23 protein-coding genes are annotated in these 25,589 nt (G+C 72.1%); 11 read left to right on the top strand and 12 right to left on the bottom strand.

The genetic code is table 11. The features are described 5' to 3' along the window. Window positions 1–48: 48 nt before the first annotated feature. Window positions 49–981, bottom strand: coding sequence for a LysR family transcriptional regulator (locus ACIBQ6_RS00790; protein WP_397209539.1), 933 nt, complete (start codon window positions 979–981; stop codon window positions 49–51). 122 nt (window positions 982–1,103) lie between these two features. On the opposite strand from ACIBQ6_RS00790, the gene ACIBQ6_RS00785 reads away from it, so the two are divergent. Next, complete coding sequence (locus tag ACIBQ6_RS00785) at window positions 1,104–1,802, top strand: MBL fold metallo-hydrolase (RefSeq protein WP_397209538.1); 699 nt, start codon at window positions 1,104–1,106, stop codon at window positions 1,800–1,802. Window positions 1,803–2,025: 223 nt separating this feature from the next. Further along, entirely contained in the window at window positions 2,026–2,571 is a 546-nt protein-coding gene (locus tag ACIBQ6_RS00780; protein WP_397209537.1) for a hypothetical protein, read from the top strand. A 291-nt stretch (window positions 2,572–2,862) separates the two neighbouring features. On the opposite strand, the gene ACIBQ6_RS00775 is transcribed toward ACIBQ6_RS00780, so the two are convergent. From ACIBQ6_RS00775 to ACIBQ6_RS00740, 8 genes are all read right to left on the bottom strand, one after another. Continuing rightward, on the bottom strand, window positions 2,863–3,513 hold the full coding sequence (locus ACIBQ6_RS00775) for a response regulator transcription factor (protein WP_358296115.1): 651 nt from the start codon (window positions 3,511–3,513) through the stop codon (window positions 2,863–2,865). After that, on the bottom strand, window positions 3,510–4,721 hold the full coding sequence (locus ACIBQ6_RS00770) for a sensor histidine kinase (protein WP_397209536.1): 1,212 nt from the start codon (window positions 4,719–4,721) through the stop codon (window positions 3,510–3,512). Before ACIBQ6_RS00770 ends, ACIBQ6_RS00775 begins: the two co-directional genes overlap by 4 nt. A gap of 210 nt (window positions 4,722–4,931) precedes the next feature. Then, window positions 4,932–5,291 carry a hypothetical protein gene (locus ACIBQ6_RS00765; RefSeq protein ID WP_352362397.1) on the bottom strand — a complete coding sequence of 120 codons (360 nt, stop codon included), beginning with the start codon at window positions 5,289–5,291 and terminating at the stop codon, window positions 4,932–4,934. A 427-nt stretch (window positions 5,292–5,718) separates the two neighbouring features. Continuing rightward, window positions 5,719–7,050: a glycoside hydrolase family 43 protein gene (locus tag ACIBQ6_RS00760; protein WP_358296106.1), complete on the bottom strand. Its 1,332-nt coding sequence runs from the start codon at window positions 7,048–7,050 to the stop codon at window positions 5,719–5,721. A gap of 77 nt (window positions 7,051–7,127) precedes the next feature. Beyond that, window positions 7,128–8,705, bottom strand: a complete 1,578-nt coding sequence (locus ACIBQ6_RS00755; protein ID WP_397209535.1) for a lectin — start codon at window positions 8,703–8,705, stop codon at window positions 7,128–7,130. 26 nt (window positions 8,706–8,731) lie between these two features. Then, entirely contained in the window at window positions 8,732–10,120 is a 1,389-nt protein-coding gene (locus tag ACIBQ6_RS00750; RefSeq protein ID WP_397209534.1) for a PHB depolymerase family esterase, read from the bottom strand. Continuing rightward, on the bottom strand, window positions 10,105–11,436 hold the full coding sequence (locus ACIBQ6_RS00745) for a PHB depolymerase family esterase (protein ID WP_397209533.1): 1,332 nt from the start codon (window positions 11,434–11,436) through the stop codon (window positions 10,105–10,107). The genes ACIBQ6_RS00750 and ACIBQ6_RS00745 overlap by 16 nt, the downstream gene beginning before the upstream one ends. A 323-nt stretch (window positions 11,437–11,759) precedes the next feature. Further along, the gene (locus ACIBQ6_RS00740) at window positions 11,760–12,824 is read right to left on the bottom strand and encodes a hypothetical protein (RefSeq protein ID WP_397209532.1); all 1,065 of its coding nucleotides are present in this window, start codon (window positions 12,822–12,824) and stop codon (window positions 11,760–11,762) included. A 162-nt stretch (window positions 12,825–12,986) separates the two neighbouring features. Here ACIBQ6_RS00740 and ACIBQ6_RS00735 point away from each other — a divergent pair, with 162 nt between their 5' ends. The 3 genes from ACIBQ6_RS00735 (at window position 12,987) to ACIBQ6_RS00725 (ending at window position 15,634) form a co-directional block, all read left to right on the top strand. Then, window positions 12,987–13,652 (top strand): response regulator transcription factor, encoded by a 666-nt coding sequence (locus ACIBQ6_RS00735; protein WP_397209531.1) that lies wholly within the window; start codon window positions 12,987–12,989, stop codon window positions 13,650–13,652. Next, window positions 13,649–14,743, top strand: coding sequence for a sensor histidine kinase (locus ACIBQ6_RS00730; protein WP_397209530.1), 1,095 nt, complete (start codon window positions 13,649–13,651; stop codon window positions 14,741–14,743). The genes ACIBQ6_RS00735 and ACIBQ6_RS00730 overlap by 4 nt, the downstream gene beginning before the upstream one ends. A gap of 261 nt (window positions 14,744–15,004) precedes the next feature. After that, on the top strand, window positions 15,005–15,634 hold the full coding sequence (locus ACIBQ6_RS00725; RefSeq protein WP_397209529.1) for a hypothetical protein: 630 nt from the start codon (window positions 15,005–15,007) through the stop codon (window positions 15,632–15,634). Window positions 15,635–16,064: 430 nt separating this feature from the next. Here ACIBQ6_RS00725 and ACIBQ6_RS00720 read toward each other — a convergent pair whose 3' ends face one another. Further along, the gene (locus ACIBQ6_RS00720) at window positions 16,065–17,582 is read right to left on the bottom strand and encodes an RtcB family protein (protein ID WP_397209528.1); all 1,518 of its coding nucleotides are present in this window, start codon (window positions 17,580–17,582) and stop codon (window positions 16,065–16,067) included. A gap of 386 nt (window positions 17,583–17,968) precedes the next feature. Further along, window positions 17,969–18,694 carry an alpha/beta hydrolase gene (locus tag ACIBQ6_RS00715; RefSeq protein WP_358296079.1) on the bottom strand — a complete coding sequence of 242 codons (726 nt, stop codon included), beginning with the start codon at window positions 18,692–18,694 and terminating at the stop codon, window positions 17,969–17,971. A gap of 138 nt (window positions 18,695–18,832) precedes the next feature. On the opposite strand from ACIBQ6_RS00715, the gene ACIBQ6_RS00710 reads away from it, so the two are divergent. Continuing rightward, window positions 18,833–19,657, top strand: a complete 825-nt coding sequence (locus ACIBQ6_RS00710) for a helix-turn-helix domain-containing protein (protein ID WP_397209527.1) — start codon at window positions 18,833–18,835, stop codon at window positions 19,655–19,657. A gap of 45 nt (window positions 19,658–19,702) precedes the next feature. Here the strand turns inward: ACIBQ6_RS00710 and ACIBQ6_RS00705 are convergent, their stop codons facing one another. After that, window positions 19,703–20,476: an IclR family transcriptional regulator gene (locus ACIBQ6_RS00705; RefSeq protein ID WP_397209526.1), complete on the bottom strand. Its 774-nt coding sequence runs from the start codon at window positions 20,474–20,476 to the stop codon at window positions 19,703–19,705. 125 nt (window positions 20,477–20,601) lie between these two features. On the opposite strand from ACIBQ6_RS00705, the gene ACIBQ6_RS00700 reads away from it, so the two are divergent. The 5 genes from ACIBQ6_RS00700 to ACIBQ6_RS00680 are packed head-to-tail and all read left to right on the top strand — an operon-like array spanning window position 20,602 to window position 25,588. Further along, window positions 20,602–21,576: an ABC transporter substrate-binding protein gene (locus ACIBQ6_RS00700; protein WP_397209525.1), complete on the top strand. Its 975-nt coding sequence runs from the start codon at window positions 20,602–20,604 to the stop codon at window positions 21,574–21,576. After that, window positions 21,569–22,564, top strand: coding sequence for an ABC transporter substrate-binding protein (locus ACIBQ6_RS00695; RefSeq protein WP_397209524.1), 996 nt, complete (start codon window positions 21,569–21,571; stop codon window positions 22,562–22,564). The genes ACIBQ6_RS00700 and ACIBQ6_RS00695 overlap by 8 nt, the downstream gene beginning before the upstream one ends. Then, window positions 22,561–23,400, top strand: coding sequence for an ABC transporter permease subunit (locus ACIBQ6_RS00690; RefSeq protein ID WP_358296064.1), 840 nt, complete (start codon window positions 22,561–22,563; stop codon window positions 23,398–23,400). Before ACIBQ6_RS00695 ends, ACIBQ6_RS00690 begins: the two co-directional genes overlap by 4 nt. Further along, on the top strand, window positions 23,397–24,107 hold the full coding sequence (locus ACIBQ6_RS00685; RefSeq protein ID WP_397209523.1) for an ABC transporter ATP-binding protein: 711 nt from the start codon (window positions 23,397–23,399) through the stop codon (window positions 24,105–24,107). The genes ACIBQ6_RS00690 and ACIBQ6_RS00685 overlap by 4 nt, the downstream gene beginning before the upstream one ends. Window positions 24,108–24,127: 20 nt before the next feature. Next, window positions 24,128–25,588 (top strand): hypothetical protein, encoded by a 1,461-nt coding sequence (locus ACIBQ6_RS00680; protein ID WP_397209522.1) that lies wholly within the window; start codon window positions 24,128–24,130, stop codon window positions 25,586–25,588. The last annotated feature ends 1 nt before the right edge of the window (window position 25,589 follow it).

Below are 25,589 nucleotides of genomic sequence, written 5' to 3'. Positions count from 1 at the left end.
GCCGGTCACGCCACGCCGGTCACGCCACGCCGGTCACGCCGGGCGACCCTACGGGAGGACGCGGTCGGCGTCGGGGATCCAGTGCCGCCCGTCCGACGGGTCCGGCGGGCGCACGCGTGGGAGCCGGCCGAGCAGCGTACGGAGCAGCGGGTGCGGGTTGCGGCGGTGCCAGACCACCCACCACGGCAGGAGGGGGACCGGGTCCACGATGGGGATGCGGCGCAGCCCGCTCCCCGTCGCGCCGATGCTCCACTCCCCCAGGCCGACGGCGCTCTTCTCGCGCAGGAACTGCTGGACCAGGTGCCCCTGGCCGATGGCGGGCTCGGTGAAGCGCAAGGGGACGCCGAGACGGTCGGCGAGGCGTCTCAGGTAGGCGCGCCATTCGGCGGCGCCCGCCGGGTCGGGCATGGCGATGCCGCCCGCCCGCAGGTCGGCGGGCCGCAGCTCTCTCAGGTGCGCGAGCGCGTGATCCTCCGGGACGAACGCGGCCAGGGGCTCCAGGTGGACCAGCCGCTGGGCCAGCTCTTCCGGCCACGGCAGGTCGCGCGCCCGTCCGAAGGCCGCGTCGATCTCCTGGCGGCGCAGCGCCGGCAGCGCCACCGCGAGCCCCTGCCGCATGCTCACCTCCACGCGCAGCCGCGGGTCGCGCTCGCTCGCCTCCCTGACCATGCGCAGGGGCGTGAAGCGCTCGTCGTAGACGTCCACGCGGACGGGGCTGTCCACCACGCGGACCGCCCCCACGGCCTCGTCGAACGCCGCCACCGCCGCCACGGCCAGGGGCAGGAACCGCCTTCCGGCGGCGGTCAGTTCGATGGACCGGGTGGTCCGATCGAACAGCGGCGTGCCGAGGGCGTCCTCCAGCCTGCGGACGCGTTTCGACAACGCCTGCTGGGTGATGAACATGCGCGCGGCGGCCCTGCCGAAGTGCAGTTCTTCGGCGGTCGCGATGAAGGCGCGGATGCCGGGAACGTCTGCTTCCACGCCCAGACCCTGCATCGACAACCATCGGTTGTCAATCCGCGGTCCCATGGATGTTGGACAGTGCCATGAGCGGACCGGTTACCTGTTCCCTGACATCAGTGCTGATGAGAGGGGGTCCCGCGATGGAGGTCGTGGAGGTCGACCGGCGCCTGCACCTGCTGCGGCTGACGTTCGGGCAGGCGTACCTGTGGAACGACGACGGTGTGCTCACCCTGGTGGACACGGGCATCGCCACCTCGGCCGGGGAGATCGCCGAGGCGATCGGCCGGCTCGGGCTGCGCACCGACGCCGTACGGCGGGTCGTCCTCACCCACTACCACGAGGACCACTGCGGCAGTGCGGCGGACGTGACGGCGTGGGGCGAGGTCACGGTGATGGCCCATCGCCTGGAGGCCCCGGTGATCCGAGGGGACGCGCCCGCCCCGCCGCCGAACTTCACCGACGAGGAGCGGGCCCTGCATCGCAGTCTGGGCGCCCACCTGCTGCCGCCCGCGCCGCCGTGCCGGGTGGACCGCGAGCTTGAGGACGGCGACGTGATCGCCTTCGGGGGCGGGGCCCGCGTGATCGCCACCCCCGGGCACACCGCCGGCAGCATCGCCCTCCACCTGCCGGAGCACGGAGTCCTCTTCACGGGCGACACCGTGGCGCACGTGTCCGGGCTGGTCATGCCCGGAGTGTTCAACATGGTCCGTGACGAGATGCTCCGCTCGTTCCGGCGGCTGGCCGAACTGGACGTCCGGACGGCCTGCGTGGGCCACGGCGACCCCGTCACGGACGCCGGCGACGCCCTCCGGAAGGCAGCCGCCGACATCCCCGCCTGACCCGCCGCCGGCGCGGCGGCCATGCCCTCGGAGCCGCTACGCCGCCGGTGACCACTCAAAGTGACCACCATGGGCAGCGCAGGCTCATCGTGGACACCGACCCGCAGGCAGCGACCGCGATCTCGGCGGTCACCGTTCCCCCGTCGTGTCGGTCCAGTCGAAGCAGAGGGCTCCGGGCGGTGCGCCGCCGTCCCGCAGGCGTGCGTAGGTGGATTCCGCGTCCATGGGAGACACCCGTTCGGAGATCATTCCGGCGGTACGGAACGCGCCGGAGGCCGCGATGCCCTCGCATGACGGCAGGACCACCTCCCCCACCAGCGCGGACACCTTCCGGATCCTCGCCGGCAGCAAGCATCCCGCCGCGGCCTTCGAATTCCTGAAGTACCTGGTCGGCCCGGCCTCGCAGGAACTGCTCTCCGCGTACGGCGCGATGCCCGCCCGTACCGCCGACCAGGAGGCCTTCTTCGCCGAGCCGGCCGGGCAGTTCACCAACAAGGTCGACTGGCAGGTCGTCAAGAGGGCCCGAGCTCCAGCCGCTGCAGGTAGGTCTGGCCGTCTTCAACGGCCTGTACTCGACGAAACCGGCCTACATCCAGGCCGGGGCCATGATGACGATCGCCGTACCAGTGATCCTTTTCGGCTGTTTCCAGCGCGCATTCGTGCGCGGCATCATGAGCACCGGGGTGGAGAAATGACACCGGCCGCCGTGCTCGCCGTCTCAAGAAGAGGCGTCGCGGCTGCTTCCGCCGGTCCAGGCGCGGGAGTGTGACGCTCCGAGGCCGTCCGGCGGGATCGACCGGAGTTGCGGGATCCAGGCCGCGCCCTCGCGCAGGGCCTGGCCGAGGTCCCCTACGACGCACGTCAGGACGGGGACAGGCGCTGAACACTGGCCCTGCGTCAGCATCACCGTGGCGATGGCGGGGTCGAAGTCACGGTTGCGCGGGTCCGTGCCGGAGGGGCCTTGTTGACGCGCGTTCTCCCGGTTCACGGCGGCGCTCGCCGGCCGTCCCGGGCCGGCATCCGCCGATCGGGCTCGCCGGAGCGGGCCGGGCGGCGAGGGCTACGGGCGCTCGGGCGTCCCCAGCAGGCCGCGGTTGTACGCCTCCGCCACCGCGGACGCGCGGTCGTTGACGTCGAGTTTCGCGTAGATGTTGAGCAGGTGCGTCTTGACCGTGGCCTCGGTGATGAACAGCCGGACGGCGGCCTTGCGGTTGCTGTGGCCGGCCGCGACCAGCCGTAGCACCTCCAGTTCGCGCCGGCTCAACGGCCCGGTCGAGGGGGCCGGGGTGCGGAGCCGGCTCACCAGGCGGGCGGCCACCGACGGCGAGAGCGCGACCTCGCCGCGCGCGGCCGAGCGTACGGCACGGACGAGCTCCTCGCGCGGCGCGTCCTTGAGCAGGTAACCGGTGGCGCCCGCCTCGATCGCGGGCAGCACATGGCTGTCGGTGTCGTACGTCGTCAGCACCAGCACCCGGGCCGGCACGCCGCGCCTGGCCAGCTCGCCGATCGCGGTGACGCCGTCCATGCCCGCCATCCGCAGGTCCATCAGGATCACGTCCGGCGCGAGGGCCTCGGCCAGCCGGACCGCCTCGGCTCCGTCCGACGCCTCCCCCACCACGATGAACTCGGGATCGCGGGCGAACATGCTGCTGAGCCCGTCACGCACGACGGGGTGGTCGTCCACCACGAGCAGCCTGATGGCGTCACTCATGTGCCTGCCTCCGGCGTGTCCGCGGGCAGACAGGCCGAGATCCCGGTCCCGCCGCCCACCTCTGATTCGATTCGCAACGCGCCCGACAGCGCCTCGATCCGCTGCCGCATCGCCACCAGCCCGAAGCCCCCGTCGTGACCGGCGCGCACGTCCGGATCGAAGCCGGGGCCGTCGTCGCGGACGTCGAGCACCACCTGCCGATCCATGTAGGAGAGGGTGAGGCCGACGCGGGTGGCGGTGGACGCGTGCTTGAAGACGTTGGCCAGCGCCTCCTGCGCGACCCGTAACAGGGCGACCTCGGCCTGCGGGGGCATCGTCCGGGTCTCGCCGGTGACGGCCACCTGGACCGGAAGGCCGTGGCGTGCCGACCACTTGGCCGCGACCTCGCTGACGGCGTCGGCCAGACGGCCGGACTCCAGGGGTTCGGGGCGCAGCTCGTCCACCGAGCGCCGCGCCTCGGTGAGGCTCTCCCTGGCCAGCGCGGTCGCCGCCGCGTGGTGCCGCCGCCACGCGGCCGGGTCGTCGGCCGCCTGCTCGGCCGCCTGCAACTGCGTGACGATGCCGGTCAGGCCCTGGGCCAGGATGTCGTGGATCTCCCGCGCCATCCGGGCCCGCTCGTCCAGGACGCCGGTCTCGTGAGCCTGCTCGACCAGCCGTTCCTGGAGTGCCGCGTTCTCGGCCAGGGCCGCGGCCAGCCGGGCGTTGGCCTCCCTGCTCTCGCGCAGCGCCGTCTCCCGTGCCGCGTAGTAGCGTGCGCCGACCTCGCTGAGCCAGGCCATCAGGCACATCGGCACGACGTTGACGGCCAGCACCCCCAGATACTCCAGCAGGCCCATCCAGGTGCCGACGTCCAGGCCGGCCGACTGCGCCGTGCCCGCCACCACCGCGACGCCCGCGATGAAGTACAGCTCACGCGGCCAGCCGATGATCCGGAAGGCGTAGAAGTACAGCGCGGGCGTGTAGACGCCGAACCACGGATCGCGTACGACCATGACCAGCCCGAACAGGATCAGGCCCGCGATGAACACGCTCATCACGCCGACTCGCCCGCGCCACTGCGGGTGCAGCGTGAAGAGCACGAGCTTCCACACCGCGGCTGCCGCGCAGAGCGCGAGGTCGAGGGCGAGCGAGCCCGGCTGGTCGTGCTTGACGACGATCGTCAGGGCGGCCATGACGGCCAGCAGCACGTACGGAACCACGGTGATCATGGGAAGGAGCCGTCGCTCCCAGCCCGCCGGCGCGGCCATCCGCCAATTGTCCATCGCTCACCTGCTCCCAGAACAATCTAGCCGCCGCCGTCGAGACCCCCGCGCCGCTGGAAGCGCCGTCCGCCGCCGTCGAGACTCCCGCGCCGCTGGAAGCGCCGTCCGGCGCCCTCGGGTCGGCGCGCTCCTGCGCCGCCTCGTCGATCGACGCGCTCAGCGCCGGTCCGCCGGCCGCCGGTTGAGCTGGACGACCACGGGCAGCAGGAGCAGGCCGCAGACACCCTGCTCCAGCTTGAACCAGAGCGGGAACAGACCGGGCAACGCGATGATCACCACGATCGCGACGAGCATGATCGAGGTGACGATCCGCAGCCGCAGCAGCATCTTCCGCTCGCCCCTGGCCGCCCGTACCGCGAACAACCATGTGACCAGCGAAGCGACGGCGACGAGCGTGCCGCGGATCCACACCGAGTCGGGGACCATCGCCGCGTCGTTCCGGAACACGACCATCGTGACCAGCGTCAGCACGCTGACCAGGACGTACCCTCTGACCAGCCACACCACATTGCGCATCTCGACCGTCTCCGTCCTCGGTGCTCACCGACGGGATCCAGCCTCGCAACGCAGGCGCCCCGCGCGGATCGCCCGATCCTCCGAGTGGGCGGTGGATTCGGGTGACCCTTCAGGCGGTGGAGCCGATCAACCGATCGGTGGAGCACGCCCGCACTGAGCGTCCCGGCCCGGGCCGGGACGGCCGCCCCGGCCTGCGGCTGAGTCATTCCAGGCACGGCCGGCAGCAGCGCCGGCCGAGTCCTTCAACGCTCGTCTGAAACGCGAGACGCTGCAGGGCGCCCTGCTGGCCCGAAGCCCGCACCACCCGCCTGGCCGTGTTCGGCTGGACCACCCGCTACACCCCGGTCCGACGGCACTCCCGCCCCCCTCTCGCCGGCGGGGCAGGAGGCGGGTGGCGGTGGCCCGGTGACGCGCGGGAGATGCGACGTCAGCTGAACTGCCACCAGTTCATGTTGAACAGGTAGCCGCTTCCGCCGGTGAACTTCAGGTACAGGTCGCGGGTGCCGGTCGCGCCGCTGACCGGACAGGACACGGTGGTCCAGGTCTGCCAGCCGCCCGTGCCCGGCACGGTGCAGGTCCCGGCCGACGGGCCGTTGACGCCGTCCAGGCGGAGTTCGAGCCTGCCGCCGCCGGCCGCCGAGGCGACCCGCGCGGTGAAGGTCCTGGCGCCGGCGCCGAACGCGACGCCCTTGACCTTGATGTAGTCGCCGTTCTCGATCCAGCCGACGTTCATCCCGCCTTCGCTGGAGGGCTCGGTCTCGACCCCGGACTCCCAGGCGATCGTCTCGGCCTCCTGGCGGACGTACGGGTTGAGGGTGCCCACCTGGGGCGCCCCGGACGCGGTCATGTTGATCGTCGGGATCGTGCCGCCGGAGCCGTAGGCGAACTTCTCCACGGCCACCGAACGGGTGAAGCCGCCGCCGCCCGGCAGTGCGCCGTTGTGGTAGAAGAAGTACGAGCCGCCCTGGTAGTCGACGATGCCCGCGTGGTTGGTGAAGCTGCCGCCCTGGGTGGGCATGATCGTCCCTCGGTAGGTCCAGGGCCCGGTGGGGCCGGGGGCCGTGGAGTAGGCGATGAACTCCGAGCAGCACTTGGCCGCGAACACGAGGTAGTACAGGCCGTTCCGCTTGTAGACCCAGGGCCCCTCCTCGAACAGCGTCGGGCGGTTGGCGTCACCCGTCCTGGTACCGAATCCCGCCGTGGTGAGCGGGATCTGCGTCGCGCTTCCCGAGTACGAGGTCATGTCGGCGTTCAGCTTCACGTACCAGAGGTGCGGATTGCCCCAGTAGAGGTAGGCCTGCCCGTCGTCGTCGATGAAGACCGTCGGGTCGATCTCGCCGTTCTCGATCAGCGGCCGTCCGAGTGCGTCCCTGAACGGCCCGGTCGGACTGTCGGAGACGGCCACCCCGATGGCCATCCGGCCGGTCGCCCGGTTGGTCGTGGGCACGTACCAGTAGAACAGGCCGTTCCGGTAGATGGTCTGTCCCGCCCAGGCGTCGGACTTCGCCCAGCTGAAGGTGGTCAGGCTCAGCGGGGATCCGTGGTCGGTCCAGTTCACCATGTCGGCGGAGGACCAGACCCGCCACTCCTTCATGGTGAACCAGGTCGAGCCGTCCTCGTCATGGCCGGTGTAGAGGTACACCCGTCCGTTGTGCACCAGCGGCGCCGGGTCCGCGGTGTAGACGGTCTGGATGATCGGATTGTCCGCCCTGGCCGGGTGGGCGGGCAGGAACGCCACGAGGCCGAGCAGGACCAGCACCCCTACGATTCCGCGTCCGGCTCTTGTGGTGGCCGGCAACCGTAATGCCATTCTCACGATCGCTCCCGGATGACGGGTCAGTTACGGGTCCAGCGCTGGTTGGCGCCGCCGTTGCACGGCCAGATGGTCAGCTTGGTGCCGTTGGCGGTGGCGTTGTTCGGCACGTCCAGGCACTTGTTCGCACCGACGGCGGTGATGGTGCCGTCGGCGTTGAAGCGCCACTGCTGATTGCTCTGGCCGTTGCAGTCCCAGATGATGACGTTGGTGCCGTCGGTGGTTCCACCGTCGTACACGTCCAGGCACTTGCCGCCGTAGACGCGCAGTTCGCCGCTCGCGGTGGGCGTCCACTGCTGGTTGGCCTGGCCGTGGCAGTCCCAGATCTGCGCCTGGGAGCCGTTGGCCTGCGAGGCGCCGGCGACGTCGAGGCACCTTCCCGAGCCCACTCCCTTGATCGCGACCGCGGTGGGCGGGACGATGCCGCCTCCCGTCACGACGTACATGGCCGCCCCGTGCCCGGGGACCTGCGCGCTGATCGTCCCCGGCGAGGAGGACGTCGCGTGCGCCCACAGGTCACGCACGGAGTAGGAGGACGCCGAGCCCAGCCCCAGGGCCGCGGCGGTGGTGGAGACGGTCGCGGTCGAGGTGCCCCGGTTGAGCAGGACGACCGCGACCGAGCCGTTCTTCATCGGCTTGCGCCAGACCTCCAGGTTGCCGTTGTCGCTGATCTTGTGGCCCTGCCGGCCACCCCAGTCCTGGTTGACCGCGATGACCTCGGTGTTGATGAGGATGGTGCGCGTGTCGGCGCTCATCGTGCGCAGGTCGTTGCCGGCGATGAGGGGCGCGTTCAGCAGTGACCACAGGCTGAAGTGCGCGCGCCCCTCGGTGCCCGTCACCGAACCGACGCCGACCTCCAGCATGTCCGGGTCGTTCCAGCCCCCCGGGCCCGAGTACGACTCCAGCCCGACCTGCTGGTCCAGGATGCCCATGATGGAGCTCCAGTTGGCCGCGATGTCGCCGGTGTCACGCCAGGAGTTGCCCACCGGCGCCCCCCAGGTCCACACGTTCTCCTGACCCCAGTTGCACAGGCTGTACACGATCGGGCGGCCGGTGGCGGCCAGCGCGTCCCGCATGGCCGTGTACCGCTGCTGCCCGTTCATGCCACGGTGGTCGCCGCAGTTGTCGTATTTCAGATAGTCGATCCCCCACGACGCCCACAGGGCCGCGTCCCGCCGCTCGTAGCCCAGGCTGGCCGGGTAGCCCGCGCACGTCGTGGTGCCCGCCGAGGAGTAGATGCCGAGCTTGAGCCCCTTGGAGTGCACGTAGTCGGCCAGGGCCTTGATGCCGTTGGGGAACTTCTGCGGATCCGGCACCAGGTCTCCGCTCGCGTTCCGGCTCTTGGTGGACCAGCAGTCGTCGATGTTGACGTAGGTGTAGCCCGCCGCCGCCATGCCGCTGGAGACCATGGCGTCGGCCGTCTGGCGGATGAGTCCGTCGTTGACGTTGCAGCCGAAACTGTTCCAGTCGTTCCAGCCCATCTGCGGGGTACGGGCGAGGCCGTTCTCCAGCGCGACGGCCGGGGACGTCGCACCGCCGATCGCGACGAGGGAGCCGGCCGCCAGCAACGCGGCCGTCGTCAGGCCCAGAATTCTACGCATTTCGCTTCTCCACCTCCTGGGTGTCGTCATGAGCCGGCGCGGGCCCAGCGCTGGTTGGCGGCGCCGCTGCAGGACCAGATCTGCAGCTTGACGCCGTTGGCGGTGCTGTTGCTCGGCACGTCCAGGCACTTGTTCGCACCGACGGCGGTGATGGAGCCGTCGGCGTTGAAGCGCCACTGCTGATTGCTCTGGCCGCCGCAGTCCCAGATGATCACGCCGCTGCCGTCGGCGGTGGCGCGGTTGGCGACGTCCAGGCACTTGCCGCCGTACACGCGCAGCTCACCGGAGGCGGTGGACGTCCACTGCTGGTTGGGCTGCCCGTGGCAGTCCCAGATCTGCGCCTGGGCGCCGTTGGTCTGGGAGGCGCCCGCGACGTCGAGACACCTGCCCGACCCCGCGTTCTTGACCTGACCGCCGGGCGCCGGGCCAGGCGAGGTGCCGTCGAGCCCGAGGAAGGAGAGGGCGTGGGGGAACATGCCCGTCAACGGCAGGGAGTGGCCGTCCCCCGCGAAGCTGAGCCCCTCGACCCGCGGCTGGGCACCGGTGCCGCCGTACCGGGTGCGGGTGACGCCCGAGCGCGGGCTGTCGGTGTACGCAGGGGTCTGGCTCACCCCGTTCAGGCCGGACCACTGCTTGATCTCCTCGCCGAAGTTGGCGTAGGCCAGTGTGGTGTCGACGGTGCCGTGCCAGAGCTGCATGCGCGGGTAGGCGCCGGTGTAGCCGGGGAACATGGCGCGGGCCTGGTCGCCCCACTGCTGGGCGGTCTTGACGATCCGGCCGCCGGAGCACTCGCTGTTCCACAAGGACCCGTTGGCGGTGGCGAAGCATCCGGCCGGGACGCCGGAGAACGCCGCGGCGGCCGAGAACATGTCGGGGTACTGCGCGGCGAGTACGTTGGTCATCATCGCGCCCGAGGAGAAGCCGCTGACCACGATCTTGGCGGGGTCCACATTGTGGCGCTGCCGGGCATAGCCGACCATCGACATGATCCCGGTGGAGTCCCCGCCGCCGTCACGTCTCAGCGCGGCCGGAGTGGACACGTCGAAGCACTGGCCGCTGCGGGTGGCCTCCGGGACCACGATGATGTATCCGTACCGGTCGGCGGCGGTGACGTAGTCGTGCCCGACGCCGTTGAACACCCCGGCGGCCGAGCCGGTGCAGTAGTGCACCATGACCAGCAGCGCCGGCCTCGCCGCCACCCGATCCGGGACATAGATGTACATGTTCAGGTTGGTCGGGTTGTTGCCGAAGCCGGTCACCCGGGTCAGCGACGCGGCCGCGGCGGGGCTGACGCCCAGCAGCACGGCGGCGGCCATCAGGAGGACGGCGGCGGTCGCGAGTGCGGCACGCGATGCCCGGGTCGTCGCGGGGCCGCGGTCGGCGCGGCGGGCCAGGGGCATCACGTCCAGGTCCACTTCTGGTTGGTGCCGCCATGACAGGTGTAGAGCTGGAGCCCGGTGCCGTTGCCGGTGCCTGCGCCGACGGCGTCGAGGCACAGCCCGGACTGGACGCCGGTGACGGTGCCGTCGGAGTTGACGCGCCACTTCTGGTTGTCGCCGCCCCAGCAGGAGTAGATCTGGATCCTGGCGCCGTTTCCGGTGCCTCCGGCGTCCAGGCATCTGTCGCCGTACACCCTCAGCTCTCCGGCCGAGGTCCGCGTCCACTGCTGGTTGGTGCGGCCGTTGCAGTCCCACAGCTGTACGGCGGTGCCGTCGGCGGTGGCGGAGCCCGGGACGTCCACGCAGCGGCCGGAGGCCACTCCCCTGATCTGACCTGCGGGTGGCGGGGTCGGCGTCGTGGTGGACGAGCCGCCGTCCAGGCCGAAGAAGTGGATGGCGTACGCCGCCATCCCCGGGTGGGGCAGGTCGTGTCCGGCGCCGGTGACGGTGTACGCCTCGACCTGCCCGGAGCCGAACACCCGCCGGGTCCAGCCGGGCTGCGGGCTGTCGGTGGAGGCGGGGGTCTGGCTCAGGCCGTGCACGTCGGTCCACTGGTCGACCTCCTCCTGCAACATGGTGTACGGCAGGACGGAGTCGGCGGTGCCGTGCCAGGCCATCACGCGCGGCCGGGGCCCGGTGTAGCCGGGGTAGGCGTTCCTGGCCAGGTCGCCCCACTGCCGCGGCGTCTTGTCCCCGCATCCGGCGGGCCCGAGGCAGCCGTAGGGGACGCCCGAGAACGGCGCTCCCGCCTTGAACACGTCGGGGTAGGTGGCGAGCAGGTTGCCGGTCTCCATCGCCCCGGAGGAGAAACCGGTCGCGAACACCCGCTGCGGGTCGCCGCCGTAGCGTTGCAGCACGTAGTCGGTCATGGAGACGATCGACACCGGGTCGCTGCCGCCGCCGTGCCGCAGGGCCTCGTTCGACCAGACGTCGAAGCAGTTCGACAGGCCGTTGGCGCTCTTGTTCGCCTGCGGGTAGATGACGATGAAGCCGTACCGGTCGGCCAGCGAGGCGAACTCGGTGCCCTGGTGGAAGCCGGGAGCCCAGCCGTTGCAGCCGTGCATCGCCACCAGGACGCCCGGCCTGGCCGCCACCCTGTCGGGGACGTAGAGGTACATCCGCAGCCCGCCCGGGTTGGCCCCGAAGTTCGTCACCTCGGTCAGGACCGCGGCCGACGCCTGCGGCGCGCCCACCAGCAGCATGGACAGACCGGTGACCGCCGCCGTGATCACAGCCGCCAGAGCGGCTCCGATGCCCGCGCGCCTTGTGCTGCGCGATTCGCCTGGCTTCATGCATCCACCTCTCATATGTTAGCGCTAACAAAGCGCTCACCGGTCGAGCTCTTCCGGGCCGATGGAAGGGACGGAGGGAGCAAATACGAGCCGTAAAGGCGCTGTCAAGAGCGCCGTGGCGCGCGGCGGCCGGAGGAGGCGGCCGCCGAGCGCGCTCACCTTGACTTATCGAGGCGGGCCGGCGAGAGCGTCGCCGTGAAACTTTCATCAGCCTCCCGCGACAGCAGCTGACGAAACTCTCCGGACGCCAAGGTGCACGTTGCACCTGCGGAATCGAGACGAACGGCACGGGTGCGGGGCCGGAGGCGTCCTGGCCGGCGCTGTCAGGCGCAGTTCACGGGCGGTGACGAGGGCAGGGAGATCGGCTGCTGCCGCCGGTACGCCTCCAGGTCGACGAGGTTCCCGTTGATCGCGTTGCGTCTTTGGAGCTCCGCCCAGTACGCCGGATCGAGGAAGATCGCGGGGTTCCACAGCGGCTGCGTCAGGTCCTTCAGCTGCCCCAGGTACAGGACGGCGTCGGCCAGCTTCCCCAGCGGGAAGCCGCACAGCCGGGGCGCGTCCATGAACTGTCCCGCGTCGGCCGACTCCAGCCAGTTGCCGGAGCACGCGATCACCGTACGCCGTGGGCAGGCCGCCAGGCGGGGATGGCTGCCGGCCACGATCACGTACACGCGCCGGCCGGTCTGCTCCTCGATCAGCGGGACCGCGTGGTCGGCGTTCTGGCCCCGCTCCGGCGAGTGCGTCACGTGCCCGCTGCCGTAGCAGATCAGCGCCCGGCGGTTCCTGGCGAGCACCTCCCGCCGCACCAGGGACGCCATGTGGGTGTCACGCTGGGCGAGGAAGCCGTCCACCTGGTCCTGGGTGGTGATGCGTGACCAGTCGATGGGCGGGTCCCCGAGGAGCACCCGGATCCTCCGCGCGGCGGGCAGCGTCCAGTTGACGGCGCGGACCGTACGGAAGAACTGCTCACGGATCGGCTGGTCGCCGGTGCCCCCGGGCGACTGCGTGGTGTTCCGCCAGACCTGCCGCAACACGTGGTCCTCGACCGCCGCGCCGGCGACGAACCGGTCGATGACCGGCTGGTAGAGCGCGTTGCCGAATTCGACGACGATGTCGTCGACCACGTCCGGCAGCCGCGGGTCCGTGAGCAGCATCTGCTGCGCGTCACCGTGTTCCTGCTGCCCGTGCGACTCGCCGACGGCGACGAGCCGGTGGCGTTCGAAGGCCGACAGGACGGCCTGGGTGAGGCCCCGCGCGGACACCTCGCCCGTGCCCCTCGGGCGGGCCTTCAAGCCGGCCGTCGAGCCGGCCGTCAGCAGTCCGCCGGCTGCCGTACCGGCCCCGGTGACGGCGAGGAACCTGCGCCGGGTCAACCGCGGATCTGTCACGTCTCGTCCTTTCGAAGGGGAATCACGGACGGTTGTACGGCACGGCCGGTGTCGGCCGGGTGTCAGCCGCTGACACCCGCCCGACACCCGATCCCTGGCATCGTGTCCGGTGACGGACGCGGTGGACGGAACGGCGCCACCACCGGGGTGAGGAGGACGGTCGTGCGAGTGCTGGTCGTCGAGGACTTCGAGGTTCTGGCGCGGGCGATCGGGACCGGGTTGCGGCGCGAGGGCATGGCGGTGGACGTCGTCCTCGACGGCGACGACGCTCTGGCCCGCCTGGCCGCCACCCGGTACGACGTGGTGGTGCTGGACCGCGATCTGCCGGGCACGCCCGGCGACGAGGTGTGCCGCGAGATCGCCGCCGGTGACGCGGGGTCGCGGGTGCTGATGCTCACCGCCGCGGGCACCGTACGGGACAGGGTCGAGGGTCTGGGTCTGGGCGCGGACGACTACCTGCCCAAGCCGTTCGACTTCGCCGAACTCGTGGCCCGCGTGCGCGCGCTGGGACGCCGCTCGGCGCCCGCCGTGCCGCCGATCCTCCGGGCGGAGGACCTGATCCTGGACCCGAGCAGGCGGGTGGCCCTTCGCGGCGCGCGGCGCCTGGAGCTGACCCCGAAGGAGTTCGCCCTGCTGGAGTGCCTGCTCGCCGCCGGTGACCGGGTCGTGTCCACGGAGGAGCTGCTGGAACGGGTCTGGGACGAGGCCGCCGACCCGTTCACCACGGCCGTCAAGACGACCGTGCGCCGGTTACGGGCCAAACTCGGCGAACCACCGGTGATCGGCACCGTCCGTGAGGGCGGCTACCGCATCGGGGTCCCGCGATGAACCTGACGGTGACCGGCCGCGCTCGGCGCCACTTGCGACGGCCGTCCCTGCGCGCGCAGCTCACGACGCTGTACGCCGGACTGGTTCTGGCCGTCGTCGTCCCGATGATGCTGGTCGCCGGATTCCTGTTCGGCAGGGACCAGGTCCGCCTCCGGGCGGGGGACGCCGCTCCACCGCCCGACAGCTCCGCCCAGCAGGTGGACGCCGTGCTCACGGTCACCGGGATCGTCGTCGTGGTCCTGACCGTGCCGGCCGCGTGGTGGCTGGCCGGACGCTTCCTCCGCCCGCTGCGCGCGATGACCGTGACCGCCCGGGAGATCTCGGCCACCAACCTCAACCGTCGGCTCGGCCTGCGCGGCCCGGACGACGAGCTCACGAGGCTGGGGCGCACCCTCGACGACCTGTTCGAGCGGCTGGACTCCTCGTTCGCGGCGCAGCGCCACTTCGTGGCCAACGCCTCCCACGAGCTGCGCACCCCGCTGGCCGGTCAGCGCGCCGTGCTCCAGGTCGCGCTCGCCGACCCCGAGGCGGGTGAGGCGAGCCTGCGGGCCGCGTGTGAGGAGGCACTCGCTCTCGGAGCGCGGCAGGAACGCCTGATCGGCGCTCTCCTCACGCTGGCCGAAGGAGAGAAGGGCATCGAGCACCGGGAGCCGGTCGACCTGGCCGAGGTCACCGAGCAGGTGGTGTCGTCGCGCCGCTCGGAGGCCGCCGGGCGAACGGTCACGGTTCGTACGTCGCTGGACCCCGCGCCCGTCAGCGGTGACCCCGACCTGATCGCCAGCATGATCGGCAATCTGGTCGACAACGCGCTCCACCACAACGTTCCCGACGGACACGTCACCATCGCCACCGGCCTCACCGGCGAGGGCGCCCGCCTGACGATCGGCAACACCGGCCCGCCCATCCGGCCGCAGGACCTGCGGCGGCTCTTCCAGCCGTTCCAGCGGCTCGGCGCCCCACGCACCCACACGACCGACGGTCACGGACTGGGCCTGGCGATCGTCCGGGCCGTCGCCCAGGCGCACGGCGCACGGCTGACGGCCCTTCCACGCGCCGATGGCGGCTTGGACGTGACGATCCTGTTCGGCTGATCCCGGTTCGGGGCGGACGAGGTCCAGGCCGACCACGCCGGCCGCCGCTTGGCGGCGGGTGGGCGTTGGGAGCAGGTCCACGCTGACCCTGCACAGTGCGCCGGCGTACCGGCGGCCCCGCCAGGTCCAGGGCCTGGCACAGATCTCGCGCTCGTGGAGTTCGGCGACCGAACGATCCGCGAGACGGCGTCTTACCGGTCGGCACTGGTCGCGGCGGAAATTCTCCCGATTGCGTATTCTCGATCACGCTACGATGGCCCCATGGCATTGCTCTACCAGGCAACGCTTCGGCCTACGAAGCTTGAGCTGCTGAGCGACTGGTTGCCCGGCCGCCCCTGGTACACCGGGTCAGCCGGCGAGACGCAGCAGACGGCCTCCTTCCGGTTCGATGACCCGGCCGGCGCGGTCGGGATGGAGACGATCCTGGTACGGGCCGGTGACGGCCCGGTTCATCAGATGCCGCTCACCTACCGGGAGGCGCCGTTGCCCGGTGGCGACGCGTGGCTGCTGGGCACCGCCGAGCACTCGGTGCTGGGGACGCGCTGGGTTTATGACGCGGTCGGTGATCCTGTCTACGCTGCGGCACTGGCGAGGGCGATCATCTGCGGCACGGGCCAGGCCGAGAAACTGGTGCAGGTCGATGGCCGTTTGGTGCGTCGCGAGCCTGACATGAGCGTCCTCGGTGGCGGAGGCGAGGCAGCGGTGATGCCGGCCGTGGGAGAGATCGAGCGCGTCACCGAGGACGACCCGACGGTGATCGTGACAGACACGGTCGAGCTGGTCGTCGTCCGCCGGCTCGACGTCGGCGTCGAGCTCGCGGACGTGGTGCTACATGGCGCCTGGCCAGGTCAGGAGACGCCGGTGCCACTGGCGTCCGCGAGACTTCGCTGACGTCTACGAGACCACCGGCTCAGGTCGCGATGCGAGCTCGGCCGAGCGGACAGGCCGTCGCGTATGTGCTCGTCACGCCGCATCGTCCTGGTTCACGCTGGCACCCTGATTGAGGCTGGCGTTCTCGATGGCCGGCACCTTGCCCGATTGCTTGACGATCAGCCGGGCTCGCGGCGGGAAAGGAGCACGGGAGAACGCCTCCTGGGGCTACCGGCGCGTCCACGGTCTGGGGAATCCTCGAAGCACACGGCATCGACCCGGCCCCCGAACGGCTCGGCACGTGCTCCCGCGAAGGCGGCCACGCTGCCTCGCCGCCTTCGGGATGGCGTCGGCCGATCGAATGCCGACCTGCGCTCCATCCGCCTTCGCCATCGCAGTCACCGGACATTCGCGCCCCACAGGCAGCCGATGCCGTACGCGGGGAAGGCGGTCAGCCCTTGACGGTGAGGAGCGGGCGCAGCTCGGCCACTGGGTCCGCCACACCTCCCGCGTGCAGGCTCGACACCACGGGCCCGATGTCCTTGTACGCCCACGGAGCTTCCTGCTTGAGGTCGCGCCGCCAGGCCGCCATCACGTCCGCGCGGCGCGCCACGGTCGGATCGCGGTGGTCCAGCGGCGTGACCACGCGGAACTCCCGGAGGAACGCGTCGAGGTCGCGGTCGCCGGCCCGTGCGGTGGCGCCGCGCGGGACTCGCCGTCCGGCGCCGTGGCAGGCGCTGGCCAACGTGCGGGCGTTGCCGTGGCCCCGCAGCAGGTAGCTGGACGCCCCCATCGACCCGGGCACGATCACGGGCTCACCCCAGATCGCGTACGGGCCGCCGGTCATCTGCTCGTGACCACCCGCCGGCGTCGCGCCCTTGCGGTGGACGACGCGGTCCTCCTCCTGCCAGAACAGGTTGTGCGGCGCGTCGTAGACCAGGCGGGCCGTCATCCGACCGCATTCGGCGGCGAGCCCGGCACGCATGGTGAGGGCGAGGAAGAACCGGTTGCCCGAGGCGAAGTTGGCGGCGTTGCCGAAGGCGTCCAGGTAGCGGCGTCGGGCGGCGGCCGTGCGCTCGTTCAGCAGGAACGGCAGGATCTGGTTGCGGGGTCGCGACAACCCCGGCGGCCAGGTCTGGCGCAGCCGGTCCAGCGCCGTGGCGTTGGCCTGGTGTCCCAGCGCCAGTGAGCCGCTGTGCACCATCAGGACGACCGCGCCCGCCGTCAGGCCCCACGCGTACGCGGCGGCGGGATCGTGGACCCGTGCCACGTACTGCAGTTCGGCGAAGTGGTTGCCGCCGCCGATGCTGCCGATGAGGCTGTCGTGGCTGGCTGTCTCGGCGCCGCCCGCGCTGGTGATCCAGTCGGCGAACGCCTCGGCGGTACCGGTCGGGTGCGCCGGAGCGTGCATGCGATCCAGGCAGTCCTCGGTGTCGGTCGGCTGGTGACCTTGCCAGGGGGCGTCGCCGGTGTGCAGGAGCCCCGGGAGCCCGTCGCGCAGGAGTGCCTCGCGCTGGGCGGGAGTGAGGGCGATGCGGCGGCCGCCCTCGAAGAACAGGTGCCGCAGCCGCCGTTCCAGGGCGTCCAGGCGCGGCCGTACCTGCTCCACGGTGAGTGAGGTCACCTCCAGCCGCATGCCGCAGTTGACGTCGTTGCCGACCGCCTGCGGGAGCAGCGCGCCCTCGGTCTCGATGACCGTGCCGATCGGGATGCCCGCGCCCTTGTGGAAGTCAGGGGTGAGGACGAGGCGGACCAGGCGGGGCAGCGGACCGTCGTGGCCGGGTACGGCCTCGGCGAGGCGGTCGAGGGTGTCGGCGGTCTCCAGGACGGACAGCACTTCGTCGACGGCGGCCGGTTCGAGAGGCACACGTTCGTCGGCGCAGATGTCGACGGGGATGTCCCAAGGGTTCGGGAGGGTGAGCCACTGCTCGTCGCGGCGCAGGAGACGGCGGTCCTGACGGATGCGCATGATGGTGAAGTCCTTCGGGCTGCTGAAAAGCGATGCAAGGGGCGGGCGCGACCGAAAGCGCGCCGAAGAAGGCGACGGACCGGAGCCGCCGCCGCGGGCCTCGTGGTTCAGCAGCCGCGAGGTGAAGGCGTGCCCGACTGTAGTACGGCGCGCGCCGCCCACACCACGGATTTACGCCTCCGCCGAGGAGGCGATGCCGGCGCGCCGGCGCGCCGGCGTCGTCCACCCGCCATCAAGTCCACGAGGGAAGGCCCGGAAGACGGGAGCACGTCAACCTGAAGTGGGTCCTCTCCAACAACGCCTCTGATCGCGGAGACGTCACATCGTGTGGGTCGAAGGGATGGGTGGCAACGAGCTGGCCCGGCGCCGGCGCTGCCGCCACCGGGTCACGCGAGCTTGAGCAGCAGTTCGGTGAGCTCGGCCGGCATGGTGATCATGCAGTCGTGGCCCGTCGGCAGTTCCCACACCTGTGCGGGGCTGCCGTTGGGCTGCGTCGCCGGAACGGGCCGCCGCGTGACGCCCTCCGGCACGCCCGCGACGCAGTGGATGTGCGTCCGCGGGATCGCGTGCGTGGCGGGGTTGTCCAGCCGGACCGGCTGCTGGAGGCAGAGCGCCGGCTGGTCCGACAGCATCGCCCGCAGCCAGGCCACGTCCGCCGGGTCGGTGACCCCGAACAGGCCCAGGGGCGGCGGCAGCTCGGGCATCGGCGGGATCCGCCAGCCGGTCCCGGACTGCGCGGCGCGGTCGATGAGGGCCTGGGTGACGGGTTGCACGTCCGCCGCGCTCTCGCCGTCCTCCGGGACCATCGCGTCGAGGTAGACCAGGTGGGCGATGCGTTCCGGGACGCGGTTGGCGGCGGAGGAGATGACCAGCCCGGCGTAGCTGTGGCCGACCAGGATCACGTCGGTGAGGTCGTTCGCGGTGATCAGCTCGACGATGTCGCCGGCGTGGGTGTCCAGTCCCACCTCGGGGCCGAGCAGATGGGCCTTGTCGCCGTGGCCGGTCAGCGACGGCGCGGCCGCCTGATGCCCGGCCGAGGTCAGGAGCGGGACCACGCGCTCCCAGCATCGTCCGCTGTGCCAGGCCCCGTGTACCAGCACGTACGTTGACATGTGCGGCTCCTTGCTCATCAAAGGGGTGTTCGTTCCCGAGTGAGGTTTCCGCTCGTCCGCCGGCGCAGCCAGAGCCCTCGCGATCCTGGGGGTGAGGGGGCCAGGCACGCGCCGAGGTGCGCCATTACCGTGGGGCGCATGAGCGGCGAATCCAACCTTCTGGGCGAATACGTACGCGCCCGCCGGGAGCTCGTCACTCCTGAGCAGGCCGGCATCCCCTCCGTGGGCGTACGGCGGGTGCCGGGCCTGCGCCGGGAGGAGGTCGCGATGCTCGCCGGCATCAGCGCCGACTACTACCTGCGCCTGGAGCAGGGCCGCGACCGCAACCCGTCCGCGCAGGTGCTGGTGTCCCTCGCGCGCGTGCTGCGGCTCGACGACGACGCGACGGCCTATCTGCTGCGCCTCGGAGCGGGCGATCCCCGGCGGCGACGGCGGCGGCCCCGCAAGGAGAGCGTTCCCGCGGGCATCGCCAAGCTCGTCGCCGCGCTCGCGCTGCCCGCGTACGTGGAGGGCCGCTCCTTCGACGTCCTGGCCGCCAACGCCCCGGCGACCGCCCTGTCGCCGCGGCTCGTGGCGGGCCGCAACCGCCTGCGGGACGTGTTCCTCGACCCCGCCGAGCAGGCTCTCTACCCGGACTGGGAGAACGCCGCGCAGGGCATGGTCGCCGGCTTCCGCAAGTCCGTCGGCGCCGACATCGACGACCCCCGGTTCGTCGAACTCGTCGGCGAGCTCTCCCTCGCCAGCCCGCTGTTCAGCAGGCTCTGGGCCCGCCACGACGTGAACACGTGCGAGGGCGCGCCCAAGCGCCTCGACCATCCCCAGGTCGGTGAGCTGTGGCTGAACCGGGAGAGGCTGGGCGTGAGCGGCGCGGCGGGCCAGACGCTCATCGTCCTGCACCCGGACCCCGGCACCGGCAGCGCCGAGAAGCTGGCGCTCCTCACCTCCGTCACGCTTTCCTCGTGAATCACCCAGGGGCTCGCCGACCGGCTCGGGCGCGCCTGTCGTGACTCAGGCGGAGGGGCGCAGGCGGCGCTCGGCCGGTGGGATCAGCAGCACCTCCAGCGCGCGGGCGCAGGCCCGCGCGTGCGCGGCGAACCAGTCGATCCGCGCGTCGCTGATGACCAGCGGCGTGGAGCGCACGGCCAGCGCGTAGCGGACGTGGTTGTGCCGGTCGAGCACCGGCACCGCGACGGTGCGGACGCCGTCGCCCGACTCCCCGTCGTTGAGCGCGTACCCGGACTCGCGCACGCGGACCAGCTCCTCGCGCAGTTCGGCGTGGTCCACGATGGTGCGGCCGGTCAGCGCCGGCAGCGGGCCGAGCACCGCCAGGTCGGCGCTGCCCTCCGGGTCCCAGGCCAGCAGCACCTTGCCCAGCGCCGTGGAGTGCAGGGGGCGGCGCAGCCCGGCGCCGCTGTCGGGGTTGAGCGAGCCGCCGCTCAGGATGACCGCGTGCCGGTCGTTGCGGACGGCCAGGTCCACGGTGGCGGAGGTGACGCGGGCCAGTTCGGCCAGTTCGGGGGCGATGCGGTGCAGGCCGCGCCGGTGGAAGGAGAGCTGCCCCAGCTCCGTGATGGACGGCCCCAGCCGGTAGCGGCCGGTGCGCGCCTCCTGCTCCAGGAAGCCCGTGGCGGCCAGCGTCCTGGCCAGGCGGTGGGTGGTCGAGGTGGACAGCCCCATCCTGCGCGCCAGGTCGGACAGGCCGAGCGAGGCGTCACCGCCCCCGAAGCAGCCGAGCAGGCCGATCGCCCTGCGCACCGACTGGACGTTGTCGTCTGCTGCCATGCGGGAAACTCCGTCTTCCGAGTAGGGAGATCGGGGACCAGGTAGGAGCCGGCCCGGCCGAGAACGCTTCCCGCATCGCGGGACAATCTTTGCATTCCCTACCAATTTACAAGCAAACTCTGCCCATGACCACAGCCGCACTCGACGCCATCTGGTTCACCCGCTGTCCCGTCCCCACCGCCACAGGCATCGCGGCCGACCAGGGCTGGCTGGAGGGAGAGTTCGCCGGCGACGGGATCGAGGTCCGCTCGCTGCAGGACGACGACCCCGGCGTGCCCCGCGAGACCCACTACACCCACGCTCTGACCGGCCTGTTCCGCGAGGGCGGCAACGTGCCGGCGCTGTGGGCGCGCTCGCGCGGCGAGGCGACCAGGCTCATCGGGCTCACCTGGATCGAGGAGCGGCAGGTCGTGCTGGTGCGCGGCGGCACCGCCCTGGAAAGCCCCGAGCAGCTCAAGGGCCTGCGGCTGGCGGCGCCCCGGCATCGCATCGCCATCGACTTCTGGCGGGCCATGGCCCTGCGCGGCTTCCACGGCGCGCTCTCCCTGGCCGGGCTCGGGCTCGGTGACGCCGAACTGGTGGACGTCGAGGCCGAGCCGGGCGGCGGCCAGTGGGAGGCGGAGCTGGCCGCGCTGGCCGCCGGCCGGGTGGACGCGGTCTACGTCAAGGGCGCGCTCGCCGTCGAGGCCGCCCTGCGCCACGGCGCGGAGGTGGGCATCGACCTGGACGCCGTGCCGGACCGGCGCGCGCGGATCAACAACGGCACCCCCCGCCCGATCACCGTCCACCAGCGCCTGCTGGACGAGCATCCGCAGGTGGTCACGCGCTTCCTGGCCGTCCTGCTGCGCGCCGCGGACTGGGCCGCCGCGCACCCGTCCGAGGTGGCCAGGATCCTGGGCGCGGAGACCGGCGCCGGCGCGACCGGCGTGGCCGCGGCCTACCGCCCCGGCGCCTCGCTCCACCTCGACCTGTCCGCCGAACGCCTCGACCTGCTGGCCGAGCAGGAGCGCTTCCTGCGCGGCCACGGCTTCCTCGAATCACCCGTGGACGTCGCCGCCTGGGCCGACCACACCCCGCTCCAAGGAGTCACCCATGCGTAAGCTGCTGCTCGCCCTTCCGCTCGCCCTCCTGGCCACGGCCTGCGGCGGCCCGGACACCACCACCACCGCCGCCGGCCAGGAGCAGGTCGTCGTGCGCATCTCCGACCCCGGCAACAGCGGCTTCCTGGCCGTCGCCAAGAAGGACGGCAGCCTGGACGCGGCCCTGGCCAAGGTCAACGCCAAGGTCAAGTGGGCCGGTGACTTCTCCGTGTTCGCCCCGGCCGCCCAGGCCATCAACGCGGGCTCGCTCGACATCGCCACCGGCTCGATCACCTCCGGCGTCACCGCGCTGGCCGTCAAGCCCAGTTTCAAGATCTTCGCCACCGTCCCGCCCGACCTGGCCGGGGAGGGCATCGTGGTGAAGAAGGACTCGCCGATCAGGTCCGTGGCCGATCTGGCCGGGCGCAGCGTGGCCGTCGGGCACGGCGGCACCAGCGAGTACCTGCTGCTCAAGGCGTTGCAGACGTTCGACGTGCCGGTCGAGAAGGTCAAGCGGGTCTATCTGCCGCCGCCGCAGACCGCGCCGGTCTTCGGCTCGGGCGAGGTGGACGCCTGGTCCACCTTCTCCACCTTCCTCATCCCCGCCGTCACCGAGCTGGGCGCGCGCGTCCTGGCCGACGGCGAGGCGATCAAGTCGGACAACTACGTGATCTACGTGGCCGCCAACAAGCTGCTGCAGGAGCATCCCGAGGTGGTCAAGGCGCTGTTCGCGTTCATCAAGGAGGGCAGCGCCAAGGAGATCGCCGATCCGGCGGCGTACCTGAACGTCTTCACCCAGACCGGCCCGCAGGCCGTGCAGGGCGAGCAGAAGGAGCTCGTGGCCGGCATCCAGAAGAAGGGCAGGCCCGTCCAGGCGGTCACCGCCGCCGAAATCGCGAAATATCAAGACGTGGCGAGGTTCTTTCTCGACCAGAAGGTGCTCACCGCGCCGCTGGACGTCTCCCAGCACGTCGTGGACGTGAACACGCTCGGGAGCGCGCGGTCATGAGCGTGGCCACTCACGCGGAGGCCGGCGTCGAGGGGCTCGTCGCGCCCCAGCCGCCGCGCTCGTCCGGCCGCCACCCGGCCGTCACGCTCGCGCTGCGCGCCACCGGCCCGGTCCTGCTGCTCGCCGCCTGGTACGCGGCCACCGCCACCGGCGCCCTCACCCAGGACGTGCTCGCCGGCCCCCAGGACGTCGTCAACACCTTCGGCGAGCTGTGGGCCGACGGCCAGCTGCCCGAGGCGCTGCGCGTGTCGGTCACCAGGGCCGGGCTCGGCCTGCTGCTGGGCGCCTCCACGGGGCTGGCGCTGGGCGTCGTCTCCGGCTTCACCCGGCTCGGCGAGGAGCTCGTCGACTCCTCGATGCAAGCCCTGCGGGCCATCCCGTTCCTGGCGCTGACCTCGCTGTTCATCGTCTGGTTCGGGATCGAGGAGGCGTCCAAGATCCTGCTGATCGGGGTGGCCTGCACGTTCCCCATGTACATCAACGTCTCCAGCGGGGTGCGCAACGTGGACCGCAAGGTCGTCGAGGCGGCCCGCTCGTTCGGACTGGGCCGGCTGGCCGTCGCCCGCGAGGTCGTGCTGCCGGGCGCGCTGCCGTCGATCTTCGCCGGGCTGCGGTTGTCCACCACGCTCAGCGTGATCGCGCTCATCGCCGCCGAGGAGATCAACGTGACGGCCGGGCTCGGCTACCTCATGGCCCGGGCCACCGACTACCTGCGCACCGACATCCTCGCGCTGTGCGTGCTGCTGTACGCGGTGATCGGGCTCGCCGCCGACCTGGCCCTGCGGCTGGCCGAGCGGGTCACGATGCCCTGGCGCAGGGCGGTGACGATCCGATGAGCCTCGCCGTACGCACCCGGGGGCTGCGCAAGGTCTTCGGCGAGCGGGCCGTCCTCGACGGGGTGGACCTGGACGTGCGGCGCGGCGAGTTCCTGGCGCTGCTCGGCGCGAGCGGCACCGGCAAGACCACGCTCCTGCGCATCCTGGCCGGGCTGGACGCGGCCGGCGGCGGGAGTGTGCTGGTGCCGCCGGTGCGCACCGTCGTCTTCCAGGAGCCGCGGCTCGTCCCGTCCAAGCGCGCCCTCGCCAACGTGATCATCGGGCAGGGCCGCGCCGCCCGCGCCAAGGGCCTGGCGGCCCTGGCCGAGGTGGGGCTGAGCAGCCATGCCGACGCCTGGCCCGCGACGCTGTCCGGCGGCGAGGCCCAGCGGGTCGCGCTGGCCAGGGCCCTGGTACGCGAGCCGGAGCTGCTGCTGCTCGACGAGCCGTTCGCCGCGCTGGACGCCCTGACCCGGCTGCACATGCAGGACCTGATCGCCGAGCTGTGCGCCCGGCACCGCCCGGCCGTGGTGCTGGTCACGCATGACGTGGAGGAGGCGATCCTGCTCGCCGACCGGATCGCGGTGCTGCGCGCGGGCACGTTCGTCACGGATGTGCGGGTCGAGCTCGACCGGCCGCGCGACCGCACCGACCCCGACTTCGTCGAGCTGCGCCGCCGGCTCCTCGCCGACCTCGGCGTGGACGCCCACGCGGGAGCGTCGCCATGACGGCGCCCGGGAGCAATGCCGTGAGCAGGGCCATGACGGCGGCGGGCTGGATCGCCGAGAACGCCGCCGCGCTGACCGGGCTCGCCGACCGGATCTGGGCCTACGCCGAGCCGTCGCTGCGCGAATGGCGCTCGGCCCTGGCCACCGCCGCGCTCCTGCGCGCGCACGGCTTCACGATCGCGTGGGGCACGGCCGGCCTGCCTGCCGCGTTCGTCGCCACCCACGGCGACCGCGGGCCGGTGCTGGGCTTCAACGTCGAGTACGACGCCCTGCCCGGCCTGTCCCAGCGGGCCGGCGCGGCCCGGCACGAACCGGTCGCGTTCGAGGGCGACGAGTACGCCCCCGCCTACGGCCCCGGCCACGGCTGCGGCCACAACGCCCTGGCGGCGGCGTCGGCAGGCGCGGCCATCGCCGCCGCCACGGCACTGGGGAGCCGGGCCACGATCAAGGTGTTCGCGTCCACCGGCGAGGAGCACCTGGTCGGCAAGGCGTACGCGGTGCGCGACGGCGCCTACGACGGGCTGGACGCCTTCCTCGACTGGCACCCCGCCCCCGTCACCGGCACCGGCTGGGACGTCACCAGCGCCCTGTACTCGGCCACGTTCTCCTTCCTCGGCTCGCCCGGCCACGGCTCGAACCCGCTGGGCACCCGCAGCGGCCTGGACGGCGCGCTGCTGCTGACGGAGATGGTCGAGCGCCTGCGCGCCGGCCACGTCTCCCCCTCCGGCCGCGTCAGCTACACGATCAGCGGCGGCGGCGCCCCCAACGTCACCCCCGACCTGCAGACGGTCTGGGTCTACGTCCGCGAGTCCACGGCCGCCGCCGCCAGGACCCTCTACGACCAGGTCGTGACCTGCGCCCACGCCGCCGCCGCCGGCAGCGGGACCCGGCTGGAGCACCGCCTGGTCACCGCCATCAGGCAGGGGCTCGGCAACCGGGCGGGCGCCGAGCTGCTGCACCACACGATGAGCGAGCTGGGGCCGCCGGCGTTCACCGACGCCGACCAGGCGTTCGCGCGGCGGCTGCAGGCGGCGATCGGCCGCCCGCCCGCCGGCCTGGCCGGCGAGGTGCTGCCGCTGCGCCCGCCCGCCGGTCCCGACCTCGGCGGCCCGTCCAGCGACACCTCCGAGGTGAGCTGGACGGCGCCGCACCTCAGCCTGGTCGCGGCCGTGGTGCCGCTCGGGGTGCCCCTGCACTCGTGGGCGGCCACCGCGGCGACCGGCACCCCGATCGCCCACGCCGGGCTGCTGGCCGCCGCCCGCTACCTGGCCACGGCGGCGGTCACGCTGGTCGAGCAGCCCGAGACGCTGGCGGCGGTCGGCGCGGAGTTCGACTCCCGCGAACGGGAGCCCGCGCTCCTGCCGGCCGCCGCCGAGCCGCCGTACCACCTGCCGCCGCCCGGCTTCCTCGACGAGACGGGCCAGTCGCCGCGGCCGACCCGGACGCCGCCCGTTTCCGCTGAACCCCTAGGAAAGATCTGAC

This window comes from Nonomuraea sp. NPDC049655, assembly GCF_044465465.1.
In the GTDB taxonomy this organism is placed as follows: Bacteria; Actinomycetota; Actinomycetes; order Streptosporangiales; family Streptosporangiaceae; genus Nonomuraea.
This window is presented reverse-complemented; position numbering and strand designations above follow the sequence as displayed.